Source organism: Arthrobacter ramosus (genome assembly GCF_039535095.1).
GTDB classification, from domain to species: domain Bacteria; phylum Actinomycetota; class Actinomycetes; order Actinomycetales; family Micrococcaceae; genus Arthrobacter; species Arthrobacter ramosus.
On sequence record NZ_BAAAWN010000001.1, the window covers coordinates 4,385,186 to 4,409,975 of the forward strand.

The following is a 24,790-nucleotide window of genomic DNA, read 5'->3' on the forward strand; positions in this document are numbered from 1 at the left end:
TGGCACCACAGCACCTGATGAGGACGGATTCGTCGAGGAAGCATGGTGATACGAACCCTTCGGCCAGGCCAGCGCTGCGAAGTCTGGATCGCCTCCGCCACCGGCAGCTCCGAATTGGCCTTCACCACGGACGAGCTGCTGCTGGAGGCACCGAACTGGACGCTCGATGGCCAGGCCCTCATCCTCAACGGGGACGGTGTCCTCTGGCGGCTGGACCTTTCCGGAGGACTCGAAAAGATAGCCATCACCGGCGTCCCGGACCTCAACAACGACCACGTCCTCGCGCCCGACGGCTCCACCATCTACCTCTCGGCGAATGACGGCCACATCTACCGCGCAGATCTTCGGGGCGGCGAGGCGGACCGCCTCACCCCCGATGACGGGTCCTTCCATTTCCTGCACGGCGTCAGTCCGGACGGACTTGAACTCGCCTACGTAGGCATCGACGGCGGCGATTTCAGCAACCCGGGCCAAGTCATGACGATGCCCGCGGCCGGCGGCCCATCGGCGCTCGTGGACACCGGCCCTGGCCACTGCGACGGGCCCGAGTACTCTCCGGACGGGAAATGGCTCTACTTCAATACCGAGTCATTCACCACGCAGGCCGGGCATGCGCAGATTGCCCGGGCACGGGTTGACGGTACGGGCTTTGAACGGCTGCTCCACAGCGAAACCGTCGATTGGTTCCCGCACCTCTCCCCAGACGCACGCCTCGCCAGTTACATCCGCTTTCCGAGCGGAACCGTCGGCCACCCCGCGGACTTGCGGGTCGACGTCGTACTTGTTTCCACCAGCGACTGGGCTACTCCGCTCCACATGTGGCCCCGCTTCGGCGGCCAGGGAACCCTCAACGTCAACAGTTGGTCACCCGACTCCACCCGTTTCGCTTTTGCCGCCTACCCGGAAAACTAAAGTGGCTTTTGCGGAAGCCACGCTGCCCACTTCGATTGGAATGCCATGATCCTTCACACGGTTACCTTCTCCCTCTTCCACGAGCCCGGTTCCTCCGGGGAGCGGGAATTCCTGGACGCAGCAGTCGCCACGTTGACCGCAATACCAGTGGTTCAGGACTTCCGAGTGTCCCGCCAGGTTTCAAAGAAGAGCCCGCTCAATTTTCAGTTCGAAATGAAGTTCGACGGCGCGGAGGCCTTCAATTCCTACAATGACCATCCTGCCCACGTCGGATTCGTGGAGACCCGGTGGGCGAAGGAAGTGTCCGACTTCCAGGAGTTCGATTTCGAACCCTACGGCCAGGAAGGACGGTAGGGGGCTCCATGGCTAACATCGCCGCCCATGAAGCATTGGAAACGCTTAAACGCCAGGAAGAGGAGCTGATTTTCACCTCCTTCGACCATGGGGACGCCTGGAGGCTCGGCTCACGGTTGACCAGCATGGCCCAGGAGGCCGGTCACGCGATCGGCATCGACATCCGGCGCCCCGGGCTCATTCTTTTCCGCGCTGCGTTGCCGGGAATCACACCGGACCAGGAATCGTGGATCGCACGGAAATCCGCACTCGTCTTGCGGATGGAAGCAAGCAGCGCACTTGTCGAAGCCCGGCTGTCCTCCGCCGGTATCGATCCAATAGCCACGGGGTGGCTCGGCGCCGACTATGCCGTGACAGGGGGCTCGTTTCCCGTGCGGGTCCGTGGCGTTGGAGTGGTCGCCGCCGTCACGGCATCAGGCCTTTCATCGCAGGAGGATCATGACCTCATTGTCGAAGGGATCCGGCAACATCTCACCACCTAAGCAAGAACTCTCGCCAAAAAATTGTTGAACAATTCCTCTTGTTGATGCATCATTGGGTGTAGGCCCCGATTGAGATCGGGATCACAAAGCCCGCCCAACGTTCCATGGAGGAACCATGTCCGCGACCACTTCGCCAAGTTCAACACGGCGCAGCAAACCCTCGGCAGGCGCCGTCAAAGCCTTCATTGCCAGCGTCACAGGAACCTCCCTGGAGTACTACGACTTCGCCATCTACTCGGTCGCCTCCGCGCTCGTCTTCCCCAAGATCTTCTTCCCCACGAACGACGAAACCACCGGTCTCCTGTTGTCCTTCTCGGCCTTCGCGGTGGGTTACCTCGCCCGGCCTATCGGCGGCGTTGTCTTTGGCCGGCTCGGGGACAAGATCGGACGCAAGAACGTCCTGGTCATCACTCTCATCCTCATCGGCGCGGCCACGGTCCTCATCGGCGCTTTGCCGGATTACCACACCATCGGCATTGGGGCCACGACCATCCTGGTCCTCCTTCGCCTGGCCCAGGGGATCGGCGTAGGCGGCGAATGGGGCGGCGCCGTGTTGCTGTCCAGCGAGTACGCAAATCCCAGCAAGCGCGGATTCTGGTCTTCCGCAGCCCAGATCGGGCCGCCCGCAGGCAACCTGATGGCAAACGGCGCACTGGCCGTCCTCGCCGCCGTCATGAGCAACGATGCCTTCATCGCCTGGGGTTGGCGCGTGGCCTTCCTCAGCTCGGCCATCCTGGTTGCCTTCGGGCTCGTCATCCGGCTCAAGCTCGAGGAAACCCCGGTGTTCAAGGCCATCGAGGCCACCGGCGAACGGCCCAAGGCTCCCATCAAGGAAGTCCTCACCACCCAGTTCCGTCCCCTGCTCGCCGCCGCGCTGTGCCGGATTTGCCCCGACGTCTTGTACGCCTTGTTCACCGTCTTTGTCGCGGTCTACGCCACCAAGGAACTGGGGATGACCACGGGCAACGTCCTGGGTGCAGTCCTGGTGGGCTCGGCCTTCCAGCTGTTCCTGATCCCGGCCGCAGGAGCCGTCACGGACCGGTTCAACCGCCGGCTGGTCTATGGCATCACCGCCGCGGCCACAGCCGTGTACATCCCGCTGTTCTTCCTCATGATCCAGTCCCGCTCCGTCCTGGTGCTGACCGTCGGCGTCGTGATCGGCCTCGGGTTGCACGCCTTCATGTACGGCCCGCAGGCGGCCTTCATCACCGAACAATTCCCGGCCAGGCTCCGTTATGCCGGCAGTTCCCTCGCGTACACGGTGGCGGGCGTCGTGGGTGGAGCGGTGGCACCGTTGATCTTCACGGCCCTCTACGCCGCCACCGGAAGCTGGCTCCTGATCGCCGCATACTTGCTCGCCACAGCCGTCGTCACCATCGTCGGCCTCGCCTTGGGCCGGGATCCCGAGCCGGACGAGGATCTTCGCCTGCTTGCGGAAGCCCGCGCCTAAGCAGCCTGGCGCCCCGGAACCGGAACGCTTCGGCGGGCCACCGCCGTCGTAATCTTTCCTGAAATGCCCCTTAAGATCAGTCGTGAGGGGCATTTCTGTGCCCGATTTCCCGAGAGGACCGCGTGAGCCAGACAATCCGTGAAGCAACAGCGGACGACGCCGGACGGCTGGCGGAGCTTGCCGCCGTCACCTTTCCGCTCGCCTGCCCGCCGGACTCCTCGCCCGAGGACATCGCCGCGCACCTGCGCAGGACGCTCAGCGCGGAGAAATTCACGGAATACCTTGCCGATCCGGACATCACCATCCTGGCCATCGACGCCGCCGGGGAACTCCGCGGCTACAGCATGCTCGTGGCCCGACCCACGAGCGATTCCGACGTCGCTTCGGCCCTGACGCTCAGCCCCTGCACGGATCTGAGCAAGTGCTATGTGCATCCCGAGCACCACGGCCTGGGTGCTGCCGCGGAACTCATGAAGGCCACGTTGGACCGCGCTGCCAGCTCGGGTGCTGCCGGGGTGTGGCTTGGCGTCAACAGCCAGAACGCCAAGGCCATCCGCTTCTACGAGAAGAGTGGATTCAGGAAGGTCGGCACCAAGTCGTTCCGCCTGGGCAATGCCGTGGAGCACGATTTCGTGATGGAGCGGGCAGTCTAGGACGCGCAAAAGGGCCTGCGACGCGGAAATGGCCCGGCGACGCGCAAACAGTTCCACGACGCCCGGATACGCGTAGCGCCCGCCCGCTTCTGCCTCTCACACCATTTTGCGTGTCGTGAAGGCCGAGTTGTGACCAGTCCAACAGGTCATTCCGGGAATGCCGGGCCTCCACTTCCGGTTGTCGCCGTCATGAAGATTGAGATCTGGTCAGACGTCGCTTGCCCGTGGTGCTACATCGGAAAGCGCAGGTTCGAAACGGCCCTCGCCGAATTCCCGCACCGCGACTCGGTCGAGATCCAGTGGCGCAGTTACCAGTTGGACCCGGGCATCCCGGAACACTACGACGGCACCGAGCTCGATTACCTCAGCAAGCGCAAGGGCATGAACCCCGCGCAGGTCAGCCAGATGTTCGAGCACGTGGCGTTGCAGGCAAAGGGCGAGGGCCTCAACTACCGTTTCGACGACGTCGTGGTGGCCAACAGCTTCACGGCACACCGCCTCATCCACCTCGCGGCCGCCCACGGCAAGCAGGACGAGGCCAAGGAGTTGCTCCTGAGCGGCCATTTTGAACACGGCAAGGACATCGGGAGCCAGGAATACCTGACCGGGCTCGGCAGCGACTTGGGCCTGCCGGAAGCCGAAATCGCCGAGTTGTTCAGCACCGACAAGTACGCAGAGGACGTCCGCGGCGACATCGCCGAAGCCCGGATGCTCGGCGTCACCGGCGTGCCGTTCTTTGTCATCGACCGCAAGTACGGGCTCTCCGGCGCACAGCCCTCCGAGGTCTTCACCCAGGCCCTCACACAGGCATGGCAGGAAGCGAATCCGCTGGTCGCCGTCGGCAGCCCCGACGCCGAAGCCTGCGGCCCCGACGGCTGCGCGATCTAGAACCTTTGCGCGAGCTGGCAGCAGATGACCCCGACAGCGCGCTGAGTGGTCATCTGCTGCCAGCTCGCGCCGTACGCACCCAACTTTACTGACAGATCCCTGTAAAGTGTCTGTATGCCTAGGATTACTGCCGCCACCAATGCGGCGCAACGCGCTGAAACCCGACGCCGGGTCCTGACAGCTTTCGGCGAACTGCTCTTCACCCACGGCCTGCCCGGCTTGACCATGACCGACGTCGCGCGGCACGCTGGCGTCGGCCGGACGGCGGTATACAACTACTACGCCGACATGGAACAGCTCCTCATCGCGTACGCCTTGGACGAGACCGAGCGATTCCTGGGCGATCTCCGCGAATCCCTCGCGGCACTGCAGAACCCGGTGGACCGCCTGGCCCTTTACGTGCGCGCCCAGGTCGAAGATCTGAGCCGTCGGCACCTCCCGCCGGGCCCTGCGATGGGGGCCGTCCTCTCCCCTGCTTCCTTTGCGAAATTGGCAGATCACGTCGGCGAACTCAACCTGCTGCTCCAGGACATCCTGCGCGACGGAATCGCAGCCGGCTACCTCCCGCCCACCGACGTCGGCCAGCTCGCGAGGCTTATCCACGGAACTCTTTCCTCCAGCGCGGCACGCGGCAATGCCGCGAACGGGACAGAGCTGGACGAGCTTGAGGAGCGGCTGGTCCAGACCGTGCGGTTCATCCAGTTGGGCGCAGGAGCAAGGTTCGACGACGACGGACGGCCCGCGCGCTTGGCGTGACTCGCCCGCGGGGCTGGCGCTGTCCGCGGAAAGCCAGTGCTAAGGCGTCGGCATCACCGGCAGCTTCGCATTGTCCGCAATCCTCTGGTCCAAGCGGGGACAACTGAGCTTGCCCGGGGTGTTATCCACGAGTTCCGGTGGCACCAGTGCCGAGAAGCCGGGCGCGAGGATGAGGTCCACGGAGGCATCCGTGCGTTGGTCCTGGAAGTAGTCGGTGCCCGCGATGTTCCTCTGGATGTTGAAAGCCGCCGCTTGGCCGCCGGATCCCGAAACAACCATGGCCGGGCCGGCGTAGCTCGTGGTGGAGTTGTCGACGGTGCCGACGTTGTATCCCCGGGCTTTCAACTGGTCTGCCACGTTCTTGGCCAGGCCGGCCCTGCCGGCGGCGTTGTAGATATTTACGCTGATCTTGTTGTTGGGCATGTAGTCGAAAACAGTGGGAGGACACACGGCCGCCGGCGACTGGCTTGCAACGGCGGAGGGGAAACGGATCACGCCATTGATGACTGCCCAGGCGCCCACGAGCCCGGCAACGACCAGTCCGACGAGCAGCGCGAGAACGATCCCATGCAAGAGGCGGCGGCTGAACCACCCTGGATGGCTCTCAGGCGCAGGAGTCTCAGCAAAAGTTGCCCGGAGTTCCGGACCGGTGACAACGCGATGACCGTGCAGACTCGTCGGGTCTTTCTGACGACCGGGACGTTTCCGCCGCTTCCTCGGGTCCGCATTCTCGGGCACTGCGACCTGCTCTTCCGGGATTGTTTCGTTAACCATCTATGACGAGCACCCGGGCGTGGATGGCCGTGCGCTGGTGGAGCGCAGTACGGACTGCACGGTGGAGCCCGTCTTCTAGATACAACAGGCCTTGGTACTGCACCACATGCGGGAAAAGGTCGCCGAAGAACGTTGAATCTTCAGCCAGCAGCGCTTCCAAGTCAAGGGTGCGCTTGGTGGTGACAAGTTCGTCGAGCCGGACAGGACGGGGCGGCAGCGAGGCCCAGTCCTTCGGCGTGGAAAAACCATGGTCAGGGTACGGGCGTCCCTCGCCCACAGCTTTGAATATCACGTTGCAAGCCTAAAGAAGTAAGGCGTCCAAGGGAACTTGTGAGAAGTCGGTCACCAAGGTTGTGGCCAAAAGGTAACCGTTGACGGACGGCGCGCGCTGAAACGTTGCCGCCTGCCGCCGTCGGCTGTCACACCGCTGCCGACATAACGCCGGACTGACAGAATGGGTTCATGACTGCTTCAATGCCAGGCACGCACCCTGCTGCTCCCGCCCTCGCACTCCTCCTCGACGTCGACGGCCCTGTCGCGAGTCCCGTGACGCGCGACGTGAAGCCGGAAATCATCTCGGACCTCGTGGGCTTGGCATCCGCAGGCATCCCCGTCATTTTCAACACCGGCCGCTCAGACGCTTTCATCCGCGAGCAGGTCATGGCACCCATGATCGCCGCCGGAATGCCTGCGGGAACGGTGGTCCACGCGATCTGCGAGAAGGGCGCCGTGTGGTTCAGCTACACCGCGGGCGGCCCGGGACCCATCCATGTGGATCACGACCTTGCTGTTCCGAAGGCCTACGGCGACGACGTCCGCCGCATGGTGGCGGAGGACTATGCGACGCACATGTTTTTCGATGAGACAAAGCGCGCCATGGTGTCGGTGGAGCAGCATCTGGACGTCTCAAGTGACGAATACCTCGCCGAGCAGAAGCTCTTCGACGCCGATGCCTTGGAGCTCATGGGCAGGCACGGGCTCTCCGCCGCCCTCCTGGATCACCACGCGCCAGAGTCCGACGACGCCGCCGACTACCGCCTGGATCCCACCATCATCTCCACGGACATCGAGTCCATCCGGCTCGGCAAGGATCTCGGCGCCAGCCGCGCTGTGGAACTCCTCGCCGCCCAGGGCATCACCCCACAGGCCTGGCGGACGGTCGGCGATTCGCGCACGGACTACGCCATGGCGGATTGGCTCCACCACAACGACCACAGCGTCAAGCACGTCGACGTCCGGCCCGCGGACGGCGTGCCCAACAAGCCCTACGATGTTCTTACAGCCACAGACCTCGGCCTGGGCGACGACGTCATTCACGACGACGCCGGAGGCGCATTCCTCCGCAGTTGGCGTGAAGCCTTGGTGGGCTAAGGTCACCAAGCCCGCGCGAACCACAACCCTTCGGAGAAAAGCCATCACAGACATGGACCAGCAAGCAATCTACTTCGGTAGCCCCGCCTCCGACGACGATGCGGTCGTTCCCGAACCGACATCGCCCGCAGTCGACGCGCGCCTCAAGCACCGCGCCGACGTCGTCCGCCATCGCGGCCGATACAGCTTGCTGAACCAGAACCGCACCCCGCAACAGGTGATGGTCGAAGACCTACTCGTTATCCGCGCCGCACTCGACGCGGCCGGGCTCGACTTCATCCTGGTCCGCGGCAACGATCACAGGCCAGTGATTGCCGTCGATTGGAAGCTCCGGAAGAAACTGCGCCAGGCATTGGTCTCCGCTTTCCGGAACGAGCCGTTCTACTCCATGACAGTTGATGCGCGGAAGAAGTCCACGTTGCTGGTGGCCGACGGCGAGCTCTCGAGCAACCGGAAGGCCCGGATCTTCCGGCTCTTCCGTCCACGCGTCGAGCCCGGGGGCGGGTTGACTTACGGCCCCTCGCTGGGCGTGCAACTGGAATTGTGGGAGTTCGACGGCGATCAACTCGTGTTGCCGGTGGAAAACTCACTGACCCGACGAACCATGTTGCGCCAGGACGCTGTCCGGGGCACGGTGGAACGCCATGGGCTGAGCTGGCCGACCATCGAGAACATGTTCGCGGACCACGCGAGCGACATCGACTTCGACGTCGACATCGTCTTTTCATGGGTAGACGGCAACGATCCCGCGTACATTGCCGCGCGCCGCGAGCAGATGAAAGACGCAGTCGTGGGCGAGGGCGACGCCCACGAGGCCCGTTTCCGGCAGATCAACGAGCTCAAATATGCCCTGCGCTCCGTGTACATGTATGCGCCCTGGATTCGCCGGATCTACATCGCCACGGACTCCCCCGCGCCGGAGTGGCTGGCAGAGCATCCGAGCGTCAGGATCATGCGCAGCGAGGAGTTCTTCAAGGACCCCACGGTGCTGCCCACCCACAATTCCCAGGCCGTGGAATCCCAGTTGCACCACATTGAGGATCTCTCCGAGCACTTCCTGTATTCCAACGACGACATGTTCTTCGGCCGGCCCGTGGCACCGGACATGTTCTTCACTCCCGGCGGAATCACCAAGTTCATCGAGGCCTCCACCCGGATCGGACTGGGAGAGAACGACGCCGAACGCAGCGGCTTCGAGAACGCGGCCCGCGTCAACAGGAAACTCCTCTGGGAGCGGTTCGGGCGCATCACCACTCGCCACCTGGAGCACACCGCCGCGCCCCTTCGCCGCAGCGTGATCGCAGAGATGGAGCGCGAGTTTCCGGCCGAATTCGCCAAGACGGCAGCCAGCAGGTTCCGTGCGGCGGACAACATCTCGGTAACCAACTCGTTCTACCACTACTACTCGTTGCTCACGGGTCGGGCAGTGACGCAGACGGCAGCCAAGGTCAGGTATGTGGACACCACCCTGTGGTCCGGGCTGCACTACTTGCCCACCTTGCTAGCCAAGCGCAACGTGGACTTCTTCTGCCTCAACGACGGCAGCTTCCCCGAGGTGGCTGCCGACGAAAGGGCCGGACTCGTGACGGACTTCATGGAGAAGTACTTCCCGGTCAAGGCGCCGTGGGAGAAGTAGTCCGGGAACGGGCCCGCTCCGGGTTGATTCAGTGAGCTCGCCGACCAGGGTTGCCGTACACGGCACGTCCGCCCACGTAAAGTAGCTGTGAATCTCCGCACCCGATCAACGAACAGATATGTCTATTGAACCCCGCCACCAAACCCCCTTGGTTCCTCCGCTTTCTCGCAATATTCGCCATTCTTGGACTCCTCACCACGATCTGGGCACTGGCAAGCCCCCTCATGTCCGTGCCCGACGAGCCCGCACACACCATCAAGGCCGCGTCCGTTGTTCGAGGGCAGTTGCGAGGGGAACCGGGCGCGAATCAAGGTGATCGTGCCCAGGTGCTCGTCCCCGCATTCGTGGGAACGGTGGACGGACTCCCTATTTGCTTCGCTTGGAAGCCAGCAGTGTCCGCCGGTTGCAGCCCTACCCTGACAGATGACGCCTCAGAGCTGAACGCATACACGAGCGCGGGGAACTACAACCCGATGTACTACGCGGTGGCCGGGCTTCCGAGCCTCGTCCTTACCGGCGCCAAAGCCATCTACGCCATGCGGATCGTGGGCGGTCTCCTCAGCGTCGCCTTCCTGGCTGTTGCCCTGACTGCTTTGGCCAGCCTTCAACGATGGAAGCTGCCCCTGTTTGTCGGGTCGATTGCTGTGACTCCCATGGTTTTGTTCCTGTCCGGGGGCGTGAACCCCAATTCGCTGGAAATCTCCGCGTCGATGGCTGTGTTCAGCGCGCTCTGTTTGTCGTGGGAGAGAATCGCTTCCGGCGATCATTGGCGGCTACCCCTTGCCGCGGCAGCGATTTCGGCTGCTGTCCTGGCCAACACCCGGGCTGCCTCACTGCTATGGCTCGTGTTGGCGGTGGCGGCGTCGCTCTTGATGTTCGGGCTTCGTCCGCTGCTTTCCGTGTTGCGACTGCGATTTGTGCAGGCGATGGCACTCGTGGCCGCTGTCGGTTGCGGGCTCGCCTTGCTTTGGCTCAAGAGCGCGGATAGCCTGCAAAGCCTCATGGGCGACGGGATCGACGCATCACCGGCCCGGATCGCCGCAATCATGCTCGACAAGACCTTCGATTTCGCGGCCGGTTACGTGTCCTACCTTGGTTGGCTGGATACTTTGGGGCCAAGCGGTGTGCTCACTGTCTGGGCGGCGCTCATCATTGGGGCGATCGTGGCAGCTTTGTCCGTGCCCAGCCGTTCAGCGCGACTGACCATCGCTTTCCTGGTCTTTGCGATCATCGTCCTCCCTCCACTACTGCAGATTCCCCTCGCAAAAGAGGTAGGAATTATCTGGCAGGGCCGGTACATCCTGGCGCTGGTGGCCGTCATGATCACCGCATGCGGAGTTGCAATGCGCTCTTTCAATATCGACTTCCGCCGCACAGCACGACGGGCGCTACCGGTGGTGCTCGCCGTCCTGGTATTCGGCCACTTCTACAGCTTTATCTACGGAATGCGCCGGTACGTCATCGGGCTCCATGACGAGGCCAACTGGCGGGATATGGTGACGGCACCTCAGTGGCAGCCGCCCTTCGGATGGCTTTCGCTCACCGTGGCATACCTGGCTGTCTTGCTCGTGGCAGCCGCTCTTCTTTACCGCACGATGACGGCCGTGAATCCGCTAAGCCCGGTGCTAAGCACCACGCCAATGGAAGACGGGGCGTCGAACCCGCAGCCACAAGCGCGCCTCTAGCGTCGGGTCATCTCCGGGCGCTTCGCGTCGGCCCTGGAACCACGTTCGTGCGTCGCTCGCTGGGGAATCCGGATGCCTGCTTCGGCGAGCCGGCGCCTGGTGGCTTCCGGACTGACGTACTCACCGACAGTCGGCGATTTTCCCAACGGAACCACTGAATGCACGATCGTTTGCTCGTAAACGTGCACCAGGTTGAAGGCCTGGGCGCCATCACGACCGCGGGTGCCGCCCTGCGGAACGTTGAGGTCCTGCGTGTAGCAGCTCGCGGAAGCTACCGATACCGGGACGCCAGCGAAAGTGGCCGTCGTGGAGTAGTGCAAGTGACCGCCCAGGATGGAGCGGACATCCGAATTGCGTACGACGTCGGCCAGCGCCGCTTGGCCGCGCAGCTCCACGAGGATCGAGAGGTCAAGGACGCTCGGAACCGGAGGGTGGTGGAGGGCAAGGATCGTGCCGTCGGGAGCCGGCGTCGCGAGCTCCGATCCCAACCAGTCGAGCTGGCTCTGGCTTAGTTCACCGTGATGGAAGCCGGGCACGGAGGTATCGAGCGTGATGATCCGCAGGCCATTGACGAAGTAGCTGTGGTCCACCGGGGCGTCATTGTCGCTCTGGTCGAAGAGGCCCGCACGGAAATTCGCCCGATCGTCGTGGTTTCCCATTGCCCAGATCACCCGTGCTCCCATCTCTCGACAGGCAGGCTCGACGATCGACCGGAGTTTGGCGTAGGCGCCCGGCTCACCTTGATCGGCGAGGTCACCGGTGAAGATCACGGCGTCGGGACGGACCTTTGACGCGTGCACTTCCGAAAATAGTTGCCTGAGATGGGCTTCGCTATCGACCGTACCGTAAAGGGGTTCCGACCCTCCCAACAAATGGGAGTCGCTAAGGTGCAGAAGTACGTGTCCTGGCCGCGGGTGCTCGGCCTCGATGAGCTCCATTACTACCTTCGGGTCGGTAGGAGGCGGCGCCTCCGGTTTCAGTCCCCAATAGACCCAATCCAACCAGACAAAAGGCTAACGCAGGGTAACTTACGGCCGGAATGTTGGAAAATTACTCGCGTCCCCCCGCGATCCTCGCTCACCTTTAGGTCAACTTTCGACGACGCCCGCTCACCAAAGGTGAGCGAGCGTTCGCCGAAAAGGCGACATAGGTGAGCGAGCGTCGGTGTTTGCGTGTGCTCGGAAGCGAGCCCCGAACAGACCCTCTTGACTCAAACATGTGCTGCCCCTCACAATAAGTGAATGGCTTTCACTAAAGAATCAGCGGCAATGGCGCCGCCCGCAACTTCCAGCCCTGAAGTTGGATTGAAGAAGAACGCAATCGGCACTCGCGACATTGTGTTCATGTTGGTGTCAGCGGCCGCTCCGCTGACCATCGTGGTCGGCATCGCCCCGCTCGCCCTCGCTGTGGGCGGCGTCGGCGCTCCCTCCATCTACATCGCCGCGGCTATCGGCCTAGGCCTGTTCGCCATCGGTTTCATGGCGCTCACCCGCCACGTCCGGTCCTACAGCGGCTTCTACGGCTACATCTCGAAAACCCTCGGCCGCATGGTCGGCCTCGGTTCCGGCCTCACGGCCTGGATGAGCTACAACGGCCTGCAGATCGGCCTCTACGGGCTGCTGGGTATCCAGGCCAACCTCGCCGTGAAGTCCTTCACCGGCGTGGAACTTCCCTGGTGGCTCTACGCGATCGTGTCGATCGGGGCCGTCTGGTACCTGGGCTGGCGCGGGATCGACGTCGGCGCCAAGGTCCTCGCCGTCCTGCTCACCCTCGAAACCCTGATCGTCGCCATCGTCGCCGCGTTCGTCCTGGCCCAAGGCGGCGCACACGGCATCAGCTTCGAATCGTTCAGCCCGCAGGCCATCTTCTCCCCGCAGTTCGCCGCAGTCCTTGGCCTTGGTTTCTCCGCCTTCATGGGATTTGAATCCGGAGCCCTGTACCGGGAAGAGGCCCGGGACCCGGACCGCAGCGTCCCGCGTGCCACCTACATCTCCATCGCCTTCATCGGCGCGTTCTACGCCTTCGCCGTCTGGATCATCGTCCAGGCCTTCGGAGCGGACGCCGTCCAAGCGTTCGCCGCGGGCCACCTCGACGCCGGGGACACCGCTTACATCGCAGCGGGTAACTTCGCGGGAGGCTGGTGCGTGAACCTCATGAGCGTCCTGATCGTCACCAGCATCTTCGCCGCCCAGCTCTCCTTCCACAACACCATCAATCGCTACACCCTGTCCCTGAGCCGCGAGGGCATCTTCCCGAAGCGCTCCGGCCGCATCAGCCCGCGATACCGTACCCCCTCCGTGGCCGGCTTCGACCAGACCCTCCTCGCGCTCGCCCTCGTGATCGGCGCGGCCCTATTCCATCTGGACCCCTTCACCCAGTTCCTGATCTGGACGAACACCCCCGGCGTGATCGGCATCCTCCTCCTGCAGGCCCTCACTGGAGTCGGCGTCGTGGTCTTCTTCACCCGACTCAAGGACCACGGCCTTCGCTGGTATGTCGTCCCTTCCGCCGTGGTCGCCACCATCATCATGTGCGTAGTGACCTACCTGATGGCCAACAACGCCCAATTGCTCACAGGCCTTCCGGCCGGGGACCCCGTCAACACCACGCTCCTCGTGTTCGCACCGATCCTGTTTGCCGCCGGAACCGTACTGGCCCTCGTGCTGCGCAACGTCAACCCGGCCGCCTACCAGCGGATCGGCCACGCCGAGTGATCCCGGAGCCTAGTCTTGAGGGATGCAGACTCCCAGCAAAACCAGCCAGCTAGGACGGCCCCGGACACCGAGGCTCTCGCGGAAGGCGATCGGCCGCGCGGCGCTCGAGATGTTCCAAGAGGAAGAGAGCCTCTCCATCCCGCGGCTCGCGGAACGTCTGGGCGTCAGGCAGTCATCCTTCTACAAGCACGTCACCGGTCGCCAGGAGATCATCGAACTGGCCCGTGGCGCGCTCGTAGAAAAAGCTCCGATGCCCGAGTTGCCGGCCGGCAGCCTTGACGACGTCATCCGCGAGATCTTCGACTCCCTCCGCAAGGCGTACAGCATGGTGCCGGCGCTCCTTCCCCTCCTGCTCACGCAGCCGGTGTCACACCCGGCAGCCCTGGAGCGTTACGACCAGTTTGTCGAAGCGTTTGAGATCGCTGGGACGCCGCGGCACCTCATCATTCCCGCGTTGGAAACCCTCGACAGCGCAGCGATCGGCGCGAGCCTCGACGCAATGACGATGGAATCCGCATGGAGCATCAACCAAGAGGAGGAAGGCACTTATCCCCATCTGTTCGCGGCAAAGAAAGCCGTGGCAGAGCACCCTGTGGACCGCTTCGCGTTCCTGGCCGATGTCCTCTCGGCAGGATTGAAGGCAGCCATCGACGACGACTGATCCTCACCGGGCCGGCGTCGGAAACCCGAACACAACAAGGAGTTACATCTTGACCACGCCCGAGCCCATCGATCTCGTCATCTTCTCGTCCAGCATCCTCCACGGCGGGGCGCTCACAGAGACCGCCGGTTTCGTCGCCATCTCAAATGGCCGCATTGCGCACGTCGGCCGCGCCGACGGCGAGCAGGCGGCCAACCCCGCCGCCGAATGGACCGCGCGGGCCAAACAGGTGATCGACGTCGGCGACGCAACAGTCTGCCCCGGCCTGATTGACGCCCACATCCACCCGATCCACGGGGCGGAAATCGCCCGTGGCCTTGACCTGGGCGGAGTCACCGAGCTCGACGCCGTCCGCGCCGCCCTTGCGCGGCGCGCCGCTTCCACGCCGCACGCCGTCGGCTCTGATTGGTTGTTCGCTTGGGGCCTCGACCCTGTCATCTTCGGGGATGCGGTCTTCGACAACTCCCTCTTCGACGGCATCCTCGACGGCGAACTCGTGTTCATCACCCTGTTCGACGGCCACGCCTCACTTGTCTCCGACGCCGCCCTCAAGCTCGCCGGAGTCACCGGAACGGAAGAGCTTCCCAGCACCGGCTATGTCGGCGTCGACCAGCACGGCAAGCCCAACGGCATGCTCTACGAAATGGCCGCCCAGGAGCTCGTTCGCCGCTTCCTCCCCCAGCCCTCCTTCGATCAGCGGGTCGACGAACTAGGGAAACTCCTGCGTTCCATGGCCGAAGCCGGGCTCGTAGCCGGCCAGATGCTGGACTTCGGCGCACCGGACACCCTGGAAGTGCTGGAGGCCTTGGAGCGCCGAGGCGAGCTCGCCATCCGGCTGCGGATCTCCCCGTGGGTCATGCCCGGCGCCACGGAGGAGGACCTGAAGGCCATGCTGGCGATGCAGGGCCGGCACGGCAGGCGCTGGCACGTTCACGGCATCAAGCTCATGATGGATGGAACCATCGACAACGGCACGGCATGGCTCTTTGAACCCGACACCCACGGAGAGTCGCTCCACCCGCTCTGGCACGATCCCGAGGCCCTCGCCGCAGCCATGAAGTTCTTCCACGAACACCGGATCCCCACCACCACGCACGCCATCGGCGACAAAGCGGTCTCCTTCGTCGCGCGGACCATCGGGGCCCTTCCCAAGAACGGCACGGTTCACCGGATCGAGCACATCGAGTCCATCCCGGATTCGGTCTTGGCGGAAATCATCAGCGCTGGGGCTGCAACGAGCTTGCAGCCGACGCATTGCGCCCTCTACAGCCGCGCCGACCACACCGACAACTGGTCCCGCAGGCTTGGCAGCGAACGGGCCAACCACGCGTGGCGGACCCGCGATCTCCGCGACGCCGGAGCCATCGTCGCCCTCGGATCGGACTGGCCCATCGCTCCCTTCGACCCGCGGGCGATCATCGCCTCGGCCCAGACGCGCCGCCCGGCCGGCCGGCCCGACGTCGAGCCCGTCCGGCCCCAGCAGGCGCTGTCCGCGCGTGCCGCGCTCGAAGGCTACACGAGCCAATACTGGCGGTCGGTTGGTGAAGAGGGCGGAATCGTAGAGAGCGGAGCCCGCGCCGATCTGACGATTGTTGGACACAATCCTCTGACCACCGCGCCGGACGAATTCGCGCAGACGCCGGTGATCCTGACTGTTGTTGACGGAGACGTGGTTGTCGATAACCGCCAGGCCCTCACCGAAGGGGTCAACCGGGGCTCATTCCAGCCTGCTTAAGCGAGAGCCTCTTCGAGTGCCTCGATGAGCTTTTCGGAATCGGGCTCGACGGCGGACGGGAAGCGGGCGAGCACCTCGCCTTCGCGGCTCACGAGGAACTTTTCGAAGTTCCACTTCACCTTCTGCGGTTTGGAGCCGTCGGCCGTCCGGGTCAGCTCGGCATACAGGGGGTGCTGTTCCTTGCCCCGGACCTTGGATTTGCTCGCGAGCGGGAACGAGACTCCGAAATTGCGCTGGCAGAAGTCCGCGATCTCGGCGTCGGAACCCTGTTCCTGGCCGGCGAACTGGTTGCACGGCACACCCAGAATCTCGAATCCACGGTCGCGGTATTTGCCGTAGAGCTCCTCAAGTCCCGAGTACTGGCGCGTGAAACCACACTTCGAAGCCACATTGACGACCAGTACGGCTTTACCCTCGAAACGCCCAAAGTCGGCCTGGGAGCCGTCGTTGAAAGTCAGGGGGATGCTATAGAGCGGGGACATTGAATCGCTTCCTTACGACGTGGACCTTGGCAAACTGCCGCATTCGAGTCTACGCGGCAAGGCGCTTGGGCGGGCTCCAGGAAAGCGATGTCTTCTACGGCTGAGGGGCCGTAGGGGTCGTTTTGGTGGTCGAAGTAGCCGGCGGCGTGGGGCTCGTGGGCGCCGACGGCGTGGGCTTGCTGGGTGCCGGCGTCGCGGGCGGAGGCGGGGCTGACTGGGTGTGCGTCACGGTCGGTACCGGAGCGGGGAGGCTCGACGTCGGCGCCACCGTGGGCGGTACGGTCACCGGGGGCGGGACTGTTGCTGTGGGCGTCGGTGTCACCACTGGCGCTTGCGTCCCAGTAGGAGCCTGCGTCGCGGTCGGGCTCGGCGTTCCGGTCGGGGTCGGCGTTCCGGTCGGGGTCGGCGTCGCGCTCGGGGTGCCAGTCGGCGAGTGCGTTGGTGGCGCGCTCGGGGTGCCAGTCGGCGAGTGCGTTGGCGTCCCGGTCGGGCTCGGCGTCGGCGTCGCGGCGGGTGACGCCGTCGGACTACCGGTGGGTGACGCCGTCGGCGTCTGCGTGGCCGTAGCAGACGGGCTCGGCGGCACAACCTTCGCTTCCTGTACCCCGCCGGTCACCGCCTCCCTGGAGGGCACGGCTCCCGGGTCAGTCGGCACGGCCCCGGGGATGGACCAGACGGACCCGGCCGAGGTCGCGGTGGCGGAACCTGGCTGGTAGCTGACCATCGGGATATCGCCGAGGGGATCCACCTGCTTGGTTGGCAGGAACGTCCAGTTCATCGGGTTGGTATAGACGCCGTTAAGGATCGTCTCGAAGTGCAGGTGGCAACCAGTCGAGGAACCCGTGGTTCCCACTCTGGCAATGACCTCGCCCACCCGGACCGATTGCCCCTTGGTCACCGCGATTCCCTGCAGGTGGTTGTACGTGGTGACGAGGCCGTTGCCATGATCAATTTCCACGCGGTTGCCGCCACCCCACGGATGCCAGCCCACGGCCCGGACCACGCCGGAGTCGGCTGCGTAGACGAGCGTGCCGCAGGCCGCGGCGAAATCCTGGCCCCAGTGGAACTCCCCCGGCAATCCGGTGAAGGGATCGATCCTCAATCCGAAGGGGGAGCTCGGAAGCAGCACTTCAAGCGGAGCGTAGAGTTTCCCGGCAGGGGGCCGGTCGAGGGAACTTGATGAGACGTTGAGATTGCCTACGCCGTTCTTGTCGAGGGTTTGGACCGGGGAACGTTCAAAAGACACCGTGGCTTTGTCACCTGCCTGGACCGGGGCCGATGACGGGCTTTGTGGCAGGGTATCCTGCGCACTCGACGTGGCACCATCCGTGGGTAGCATGCCGGGTTCAACTTGGCCCGTGGCCAAGGATCCATCGCTTACCGGCCCGCCCAGGCGGGGGCCCTGAAAACCAAAAGCGAGGATCACCACGACAGCGAGGAAACAGGCCGAAAGGACCCGGCCAAACTTTCTTGTGAGCACCAGATCGACAATCCGGCCAGACTCATGATGCTTTCCCACAGCGGCTCCTGAGACAGGCGCTCATCCCCAGTACGGGCGCGCTTGTCCCATTGTGGCCGCTATGAAATCGAATGGGAACACTCGACTTCATACTTGGCCGGTCCGCGAAACACTCGAAGGACGGTGCCGGGCTACTCGCCGAGGTTCTCCTTCAGCAGCGCGCGGTGCTCGACGGCGGCATCCGAATGCAGCGCGCGGCCGGCGTCGGTCAGCTCGAGGTACAGCGAGCGGCGGTCATCCGTGCAGGTTACGCGGGAGACGAGTCCGGCTTTCTCCAAGCGGTCAACAACCTTGGAGACGGCGCTCTGGGTCATGGGAGTCCGCTCCCCGAGTGCCTTCATGCGGCAGGCAGAGTCGACGCTTTCGGCAACAAGATCGAGGATTTCGAATTCGTTCAGGCCGATGTCGAACTTGGCTTCGAGGGCGCGGTCTATCGCGGCCGCGGTGCGGAAGTACGAGTTCTGGATGCTGCGCCATTGCTCAACCAGCTGGCGATCCTGCGTTGTTGCCATGGCCCGATTCTAGTCGAAACCCAAGATAAAGTCCACGTCATAAGATTCCGGGTCATATTCCTTGTCATTGAATGACGTGTCATATAGATTGATTTCCATGACTTCACCAAGCACCCTCACTAGATCTGCCGAGCAGCTCCATACAGCCGTCCGCTGGACCCGGGCCCAGTGGCTGCTGCTAATGGTGGTGTGCACAGTCCTGGCCCTCGACGGCCTGGACGTTTCCATGGTGGGCGTAGCCCTTCCCTCCATCGGCCACGAACTCCACCTCGGAACCGATTCCCTGCAGTGGATCGTTTCCGCGTACGTCCTGGGTTACGGGAGCCTGTTGCTCCTGGGCGGGCGGCTCGCCGACCTGCTGGGCCGGCGTCGGATCTTCCTGATCGCCTTGACCGTGTTCGCCGCGGCATCGCTCCTCGGCGGCCTCGTGAATGATCCGACCCTCTTGATCGCCACGCGCTTCGTCAAAGGCCTGGCCGCGGCATTCACCGCCCCTACCGGGTTCTCCATCATCACTACCAACTTCGCTGAAGGGCGCGAGCGCAACAAGGCTCTGTCCATCTTCACCACTTTCGGCGCGAGCGGCTTTTCGCTCGGGCTGGTGGTTGGCGGGCTCATGACCAGCTTGAGCTGGCGCTGGACCTTCCTGGTATCGGTACCGATCGCAGTCGCCGTCGTGCTTCTTGGCATGTTGTTCATTCCCCGGGACAAGCCGTCCACGGAAGAGAGCGGCCATGATGTCTGGGGCGCAGTCACCCTCGCGCTCGGCATGCTTGGCCTCGTGTACACCTTGGTTTCAGCTCCGGAGAAGGGCTGGGGATCTGTGGCAACAATCGCCGGATTCGCCGTCTCTGCTGCCGTGCTGGCAACCTTCGCCGTCATCGAAAACCGCGTCAAGCACCCGCTCATCCGCTTCGGCATCCTTCGCGAAGGATGGGTGGCCCGCGCCAACCTGAGTGCGGTTGGACTGTTCGGTTCCTACCTGAGCTTCCAGTTCATCCTCACGATGTACCTGCAGTCGGTGCTCGGCTGGTCTCCCTTGGGCATGGCGCTTGCCTTGCTTCCCACCGGGCTCCTGGTGGCAACGAGCGCGCCCTTCGCGGACAGGTTCATTGAGAAATTCGGGGCCCCGAAGCTCATCCTCACCGGTCTGACCGCAATGGGACTGGGCTACGTCTTGTTCCTCCGCGTTGGAACCTCACCCAACTACGTCCTGGACATCCTGCCCTCGGTCATCCTGCTGGGAATCGGTTTTGCTTTGGCTTTCCCGTCCATCAACGTCCAAGCCACCGCTGGCATCCGGGATTCGGAGCAGGGGCTGGCCGCTGGACTGATCCAGACCAGCACCCAGGTTGGGGCCGCCCTGGTCCTTGCCGTGACGACAGCCCTCGTCAGCGGCCACGGGACCGCCGACGGCACAAGCAGCACACTCAGCGCAGCGGCCATGCTCGATCAATACCGTCCCGGTTTGGTCCTGAGCGCTGCCGTGGCAATCGCGGCCCTGCTGGTGGCAGCGTCCCCGGCGCGCCGCCGTCGGGCACTCGCTGAGCAACCCGCAGCCTAAGCGGACTCGCGTGAAAGGTGCCGGTCCGCTGTTTCCACAGCGGGCCGGCACCTCTGCCTAAACAAAACGGCACCTTGCGCCAACAGAATGCTGCGCAACAATGGACCATGGTCAACTTCCTGAAGAAGTGGCAAGCGGAGCTGCGGATGACTTTTACAGGTCACCCGCAGTCCACGCCTGACTGGGTGCTGCGGCTTGCGGAGGGAAACGACCCCGGATACCACCTTCCCGGCTCGGCCGTCTGGGCTGTCCACGGGTCCATGTCCACGATCGTCGCGGGAATCCGGGTGCTGCTCATGCAGTCCCTGCACCCCGGCGCCTTGGCGGGAGTGTACGACCATTCAGGCTTCAAAAGAGATCCCCTCGGCCGGCTGGCAAATACCATCCGTTGGATATTCACCGTGAGCTACGGCTCCATGGACGCGGCTCACACGGCAACCAATTTCGTGCGACGGGTCCATGACTCCGTCAAGGGCAGCTACGTTGACGCCCAGGGACAGACCCGCGAGTATTCAGCCAACGATCCCGAGCTTCTACGCTGGGTCCACGTTGCCTACGCGGATTCCTTCGTGGCGGCGCACCGGATCTGGGGAGGTGCGGTCCCCGGCGGCGCCGACGCCTACATCCGCGAGTGGGCCCAGGCCGGCCGCCTGATGGGAGTCGAGGACCCTCCCCTGAGCCTCGCGGAAGTGACGGCGGAAATGGACCGCTGGTACGCCTCCGGACATCTCCGCGCGGACGAGCGGCTCAGGGAAACCATCGATTTCATCCGATATCCCCCGCTGAAAGCGTCGCTGCAACCCGGTTACCGGATTTTGTTCGCCGCGGCCGTAGCCAGCCTGGAACCCAGGTATCGGGAACTGTTGGGGCTGGAAAAGCCCCGTTTTGGCCCCATCCCGCTGCCGTCGATTCTCGCCGCGCGGGTGGTCCTCGCCGTCGTGCGCCTGACCTTGGGCCGTAGCGGCCCCAGCGAGCAGGCCGCCCGTCAGCGGTTGCGGCGCTTGGGGTACGAGGCATAGACGCAAAGAATCCCGACGGAGCGGCTTGTGGCCGTCCCGCCGGGATTCTTTGACGAATCGCTAGATCAGCGCGTCCGACAGGTGGTTCGGAGTGCCGAAGCGGTGCGCTGTGATGCTGATGGCCTGCTCGTGCAGGAACGGCAGCATCTCGATGCGTCCGGCCGGGGTCACCGAGCCGTGGTAGATCGCGACGTCGGGACGACCGCCGGTCGCGGCGCTCAGCGCGCTGCTGTCCCCGCCGATCAGGCGGATGCGGCCACCATTGATGCCTGCCGCGGAAGCCAGCCATTCGGCGTCGTTCTGGATGCGGGTGCTCACGCCCAGCCCCGCGAACGCTGCGATAACAGCTTCGGGAAGCTCGACGGCGGAGGACACCGTGAGTGCCGAACCCGCCACTGCCCCGGCCGCTACGACGCGAAGCAAGTCCACGAGCTTCTCGCCCTCGGACAGACGGATGGTCACGGGGACGGCCCTGTACCGGAAGACGTTGCGCTCGGCGCTCAGGCCGGAGACGTCCTTGCGGGTGCCGAATTCCGTGGCCCATGCCGCGGCGTCGCTGAAGAGCGCCTTCTGCAGGGCCTCTGCGTCGCTGGCTTCAACAAGCGGGCCTGCGGCCTTGGCGGCGGCCAGGATCGAAGCGGCCCCACCCTTGAGCGTGGCACCGCGCTTGGCGCCGGGCTCAGCCGGGAGCCAGCTGCCCAGTCCGACCAGGTAGTTGGGTCCGCCGGCCTTGGTGCCCGCGCCCACGGCGGACTTCTTCCAGCCGCCGAACGGCTGCCGCTGGACGATGGCGCCCGTGATGCCGCGGTTCACGTAGAGGTTGCCGGCCTGGATGGTGTCCAGCCAGACGCCCATTTCTTCGGAATCGAGTGAGTGCAGCCCGGCGGTGAGGCCATATTCGATCTCATTTTGGATGGCGATTGCTTCTTCCAAGGTGGACGCCGTCATGACGCCGAGGACCGGACCAAAGAACTCGGTCAGGTGGAAGTAGGAGCCGCGCTTGACGCCGAACCGGATGCCCGGGGACCACAGACGGCCGGTCTCGTCCAGCTTCTCCGGCTTCACGGCCCAGGTCTCGCCGTCGCCGAGGGTGGTCAGCGCGTTGAGGAGCTTGCCGTTGGCCGGCTCAATGATCGGGCCCATTTGGGTGGTGGCTTGTTCCGGGTAGCCCACCTTGAGCGAGCGGGCGGCATCCACCAACTGGTTGTGGAAGCGCTCGGACGTGGCAACGGAACCTACCAGGATCACGAGCGAAGCGGCGGAGCACTTCTGTCCGGCGTGCCCGAAAGCCGAGTACACGACGTCCTTGGCGGCGAGATCGAGGTCCGCGTGCGGGGTGACGATGATGGCGTTCTTGCCCGAGGTCTCCGCGAGCAGCGGGAGGTCCTGCCGGAAGGAGCGGAAGAGCTCGGCGGTCTCGTAGCCGCCGGTGAGGATCACGCGGTCAACGCTGGGGTGCGAGACCAGCTGGGTGCCCAGCTCGCGTTCTTCGAGCTGCACGAGCGCCAGCACTTCGCGCGGCACACCGGCCTCCCACAACGCGTCCACCATGACGGAACCGGAGCGGCGGGCCTGCTTTGCCGGTTTGATCACGACGGCGGATCCCGCCGCGAGTGCCGCCAGCGTGGAGCCCGCAGGGATCGCCACCGGGAAGTTCCACGGCGGGGTCACGACGGTGAGGTTCGCTGGGACGAACGTGGCGCCGTCGACCGTTTCCAGGTCCTTGGCACGCTCGGCGTAGTAGTGCGCGAAGTCGATTGCTTCGCTGACTTCGGGGTCGCCCTGTTCGATCGTCTTACCGGTCTCGGAGGCCATGACCTCAAGAAGTTCGGCCCGCCGGGATTCCAGGATGTCGCCTGCGCGGTGCAGGATGGCTGCGCGCTCGGCAGCCGGCATGGCGCCCCAAGCTTTGCCGTGTTCAACGGCGGTGGCAATAATGCGGTCAAGTTCCTGGGCGTCCCTGACCTTGCTGGCTTCAACGATCGCGTCGCCGGCGGCGGAGCCCGGAATGCGCTCCAGGATGGCGCGGCCCCAGGCCCGGTTGGCGGGCAGGGCAGGATCGGTGTCCGGGGTGTTGGCGAAACCATCTTTTGGCGCCGAGACTGCGGGCTCGTTGCGGTCCTGCGTGCGGTTGGGGGCCGGAACGGCGTCGTCCATCTCCGCGAGCGAGGCGAGGAAACGCTGCTTCTCGCGTTCGAACAGGGTTTCATTCTCGCTGAGCTCGAACACGGCGGACATGAAGTTGTCCTGGCTGGCGCCTTCTTCGAGGCGGCGGATCAGGTAGGCGATGGCGACGTCGAACTCGCCCGGGTGCACCACCGGTGTGTACAACAGGAGGCTGCCGACGTCCTTGCGGACGGCCGTGGCCTGGCCTGTGGCCATACCGAGGAGCATCTCGAACTCAATGCCCTTCGTCACCCCGCGCTCCTTCGCCAGCAGCCACGCGAAGGCCACGTCAAAGAGGTTGTGGCCGGCGACGCCGATGCGCACAGCGTCGATGTGCTCAGGGGTCAGGGCGTAGTTCAGGACTCGCTTGTAATTGGTGTCCGAATCCTGCTTGGTGCCCCATGTGGCGAGCGGCCAGCCCTGGATGGAGGCCTGGACCTGTTCCATGGGCAGGTTGGCGCCCTTGACGACGCGCACCTTGATGGGAGCGCCGCCGTTTGCCCGACGTGCCGCAGCCCATTCCTGCAGTTCCTGCATGGCCGAGAGCGCGTCCGGGAGGTAGGCCTGAAGCACGATGCCGGCCTCGAGGCTCTTGAATTCGGGCTTGTCCAGGATCCGGGTGAACACGGCCATGGTCAGGCTGAGGTCCTTGTATTCCTCCATGTCCAGGTTGATGAACTTTGGCTTGGAGAACGACGCAGCCAGCTTGTAGAGCGGCGTGAGCTTCTCCACCACGTGGTCCACTGCTTCGTCGAAGGCCCACAGCGAGTGCGGGGCCACCGTGGAGGACTCCTTGATGGAGACGTAGTCGACGTCGTCGCGAGCCAGGAGCTTGAGGGTTCCCTCGAGCCTGCGGCTGGCTTCGCGTTCGCCCAGGACGGCCTCGCCCAGCAGGTTCACGTTCAGGTGGACGCCGTTCTGCTTGATCTTGGCGATGGCCGGGCCGAGCTTCGCGTCCGTGGCATCCACGATCAGGTGGCCCACCATGTCACGGAGGACTTTGCGGGCGATCGGGATGACTACTTGCGGCAGAACCGGGGCCATGACACCGCCGGTGCGCACGGCAGCGCGCATGTACCAGGGCAGGAAGGCCGGGACCTTCGGGGCAAGCTTGGCCAGGTTGCGGCCGGCGACGGACAGATCCTCGGGGCGGATGACGCCGTCCACGAATCCCACCGTGAAGTCCAGGCCATTCGGGTCCTTCAGGACGCCGGCGAGGCGCTGGGCGGAAACGTCAACGGGGACCTTCGAGGCTTCGGTGAGCCAGTGTCGAACCAGTTGGATGGCTTCGTGGGCCAACTCCTGGAGGTGTCCGGATTCCGGGGTGGACTGCGTCCTGGCGTCGATGCTCGAATCCCGGGTTGGTGTGCTCATGCGCTTCGTTCCTTTTGGTGCGGAGAGGGCTTTGTTTCCATCAGTATGGATCTACAATCAGATTAGGAAAAGCGATCTTTTCT

The 24,790-nt window shown here is 64.3% G+C and carries 22 protein-coding genes and 1 pseudogene; 16 read left to right on the plus strand and 7 right to left on the minus strand.

The features are described 5' to 3' along the window. Positions 1-45: 45 nt before the first annotated feature. The 7 genes from ABD742_RS20170 (at position 46) to ABD742_RS20200 (ending at position 5,495) form a co-directional block, all read left to right on the plus strand. A complete protein-coding gene (locus tag ABD742_RS20170) occupies positions 46-912 on the plus strand; it encodes a TolB family protein (protein WP_234752818.1) in 867 nt (288 codons plus the stop codon). 45 nt (positions 913-957) lie between these two features. Then, on the plus strand, positions 958-1,266 hold the full coding sequence (locus ABD742_RS20175) for a Dabb family protein (RefSeq protein ID WP_234752593.1): 309 nt from the start codon (positions 958-960) through the stop codon (positions 1,264-1,266). A gap of 8 nt (positions 1,267-1,274) precedes the next feature. Beyond that, positions 1,275-1,748, plus strand: a complete 474-nt coding sequence (locus ABD742_RS20180; RefSeq protein ID WP_234752594.1) for a heme-degrading domain-containing protein — start codon at positions 1,275-1,277, stop codon at positions 1,746-1,748. Positions 1,749-1,863: 115 nt separating this feature from the next. Continuing rightward, positions 1,864-3,198, plus strand: a complete 1,335-nt coding sequence (locus tag ABD742_RS20185; protein ID WP_234752596.1) for an MFS transporter — start codon at positions 1,864-1,866, stop codon at positions 3,196-3,198. A gap of 122 nt (positions 3,199-3,320) precedes the next feature. Further along, positions 3,321-3,851, plus strand: a complete 531-nt coding sequence (locus ABD742_RS20190; RefSeq protein ID WP_234752597.1) for a GNAT family N-acetyltransferase — start codon at positions 3,321-3,323, stop codon at positions 3,849-3,851. Between the two features lie 189 nt (positions 3,852-4,040). Further along, on the plus strand, positions 4,041-4,739 hold the full coding sequence (locus ABD742_RS20195; protein WP_234752820.1) for a DsbA family oxidoreductase: 699 nt from the start codon (positions 4,041-4,043) through the stop codon (positions 4,737-4,739). Positions 4,740-4,853: 114 nt separating this feature from the next. After that, the gene (locus ABD742_RS20200; protein ID WP_234752599.1) at positions 4,854-5,495 is read left to right on the plus strand and encodes a TetR/AcrR family transcriptional regulator; all 642 of its coding nucleotides are present in this window, start codon (positions 4,854-4,856) and stop codon (positions 5,493-5,495) included. Between the two features lie 39 nt (positions 5,496-5,534). On the opposite strand, the gene ABD742_RS20205 is transcribed toward ABD742_RS20200, so the two are convergent. After that, complete coding sequence (locus ABD742_RS20205; RefSeq protein WP_234752601.1) at positions 5,535-6,269, minus strand: LytR C-terminal domain-containing protein; 735 nt, start codon at positions 6,267-6,269, stop codon at positions 5,535-5,537. Then, positions 6,262-6,561 carry a type II toxin-antitoxin system VapB family antitoxin gene (locus tag ABD742_RS20210; protein ID WP_059388531.1) on the minus strand — a complete coding sequence of 100 codons (300 nt, stop codon included), beginning with the start codon at positions 6,559-6,561 and terminating at the stop codon, positions 6,262-6,264. Before ABD742_RS20210 ends, ABD742_RS20205 begins: the two co-directional genes overlap by 8 nt. 170 nt (positions 6,562-6,731) lie before the next feature. Between ABD742_RS20210 and ABD742_RS20215 the strand changes: the two genes are divergently transcribed. The 3 genes from ABD742_RS20215 to ABD742_RS20225 all read left to right on the plus strand — a co-directional run bounded on the left by ABD742_RS20215 (position 6,732) and on the right by ABD742_RS20225 (position 10,961). Next, a complete protein-coding gene (locus tag ABD742_RS20215; RefSeq protein WP_234752603.1) occupies positions 6,732-7,640 on the plus strand; it encodes a Cof-type HAD-IIB family hydrolase in 909 nt (302 codons plus the stop codon). Between the two features lie 52 nt (positions 7,641-7,692). Further along, on the plus strand, positions 7,693-9,276 hold the full coding sequence (locus tag ABD742_RS20220; RefSeq protein WP_234752604.1) for a stealth family protein: 1,584 nt from the start codon (positions 7,693-7,695) through the stop codon (positions 9,274-9,276). A 125-nt stretch (positions 9,277-9,401) separates the two neighbouring features. After that, positions 9,402-10,961, plus strand: a complete 1,560-nt coding sequence (locus ABD742_RS20225) for a DUF2142 domain-containing protein (protein WP_234752606.1) — start codon at positions 9,402-9,404, stop codon at positions 10,959-10,961. On the opposite strand, the gene ABD742_RS20230 is transcribed toward ABD742_RS20225, so the two are convergent. Beyond that, positions 10,958-11,899 carry a phosphodiesterase gene (locus tag ABD742_RS20230; protein WP_234752608.1) on the minus strand — a complete coding sequence of 314 codons (942 nt, stop codon included), beginning with the start codon at positions 11,897-11,899 and terminating at the stop codon, positions 10,958-10,960. The genes ABD742_RS20225 and ABD742_RS20230 overlap by 4 nt on opposite strands. 330 nt (positions 11,900-12,229) lie before the next feature. Between ABD742_RS20230 and ABD742_RS20235 the strand changes: the two genes are divergently transcribed. Genes ABD742_RS20235 through ABD742_RS20245 form a run of 3 tightly spaced genes read left to right on the plus strand, consistent with a single transcriptional unit; the run spans position 12,230 to position 16,071 of the window. After that, the gene (locus ABD742_RS20235; RefSeq protein WP_344788852.1) at positions 12,230-13,675 is read left to right on the plus strand and encodes an APC family permease; all 1,446 of its coding nucleotides are present in this window, start codon (positions 12,230-12,232) and stop codon (positions 13,673-13,675) included. A 22-nt stretch (positions 13,676-13,697) separates the two neighbouring features. Continuing rightward, positions 13,698-14,336: a TetR/AcrR family transcriptional regulator gene (locus ABD742_RS20240; protein ID WP_234752611.1), complete on the plus strand. Its 639-nt coding sequence runs from the start codon at positions 13,698-13,700 to the stop codon at positions 14,334-14,336. Between the two features lie 49 nt (positions 14,337-14,385). Beyond that, on the plus strand, positions 14,386-16,071 hold the full coding sequence (locus ABD742_RS20245; protein ID WP_234752613.1) for an amidohydrolase: 1,686 nt from the start codon (positions 14,386-14,388) through the stop codon (positions 16,069-16,071). On the opposite strand, the gene ABD742_RS20250 is transcribed toward ABD742_RS20245, so the two are convergent. Beyond that, entirely contained in the window at positions 16,068-16,553 is a 486-nt protein-coding gene (locus ABD742_RS20250; protein ID WP_234752614.1) for a glutathione peroxidase, read from the minus strand. The genes ABD742_RS20245 and ABD742_RS20250 overlap by 4 nt on opposite strands. A gap of 125 nt (positions 16,554-16,678) precedes the next feature. On the opposite strand from ABD742_RS20250, the gene ABD742_RS20255 reads away from it, so the two are divergent. After that, positions 16,679-17,269 carry a hypothetical protein gene (locus tag ABD742_RS20255; RefSeq protein WP_234752829.1) on the plus strand — a complete coding sequence of 197 codons (591 nt, stop codon included), beginning with the start codon at positions 16,679-16,681 and terminating at the stop codon, positions 17,267-17,269. A 74-nt stretch (positions 17,270-17,343) separates the two neighbouring features. On the opposite strand, the pseudogene ABD742_RS20260 reads toward ABD742_RS20255, so the two are convergent. Together ABD742_RS20260 and ABD742_RS20265 are read right to left on the minus strand one after the other, a co-directional pair. Then, a pseudogene (locus tag ABD742_RS20260) lies at positions 17,344-17,892 on the minus strand (M23 family metallopeptidase); the annotation flags it as partial. 311 nt (positions 17,893-18,203) lie between these two features. Further along, positions 18,204-18,584, minus strand: coding sequence for a MarR family winged helix-turn-helix transcriptional regulator (locus tag ABD742_RS20265; protein ID WP_234752616.1), 381 nt, complete (start codon positions 18,582-18,584; stop codon positions 18,204-18,206). A 97-nt stretch (positions 18,585-18,681) separates the two neighbouring features. Between ABD742_RS20265 and ABD742_RS20270 the strand changes: the two genes are divergently transcribed. Together ABD742_RS20270 and ABD742_RS20275 are read left to right on the plus strand one after the other, a co-directional pair. After that, positions 18,682-20,148 carry an MFS transporter gene (locus ABD742_RS20270; protein WP_234752618.1) on the plus strand — a complete coding sequence of 489 codons (1,467 nt, stop codon included), beginning with the start codon at positions 18,682-18,684 and terminating at the stop codon, positions 20,146-20,148. A 107-nt stretch (positions 20,149-20,255) separates the two neighbouring features. Beyond that, complete coding sequence (locus ABD742_RS20275; RefSeq protein WP_234752822.1) at positions 20,256-21,167, plus strand: oxygenase MpaB family protein; 912 nt, start codon at positions 20,256-20,258, stop codon at positions 21,165-21,167. Between the two features lie 60 nt (positions 21,168-21,227). Here the strand turns inward: ABD742_RS20275 and ABD742_RS20280 are convergent, their stop codons facing one another. Beyond that, positions 21,228-24,707, minus strand: coding sequence for a proline dehydrogenase family protein (locus ABD742_RS20280; protein ID WP_234752619.1), 3,480 nt, complete (start codon positions 24,705-24,707; stop codon positions 21,228-21,230). Between the last annotated feature and the right edge of the window lie 83 nt (positions 24,708-24,790).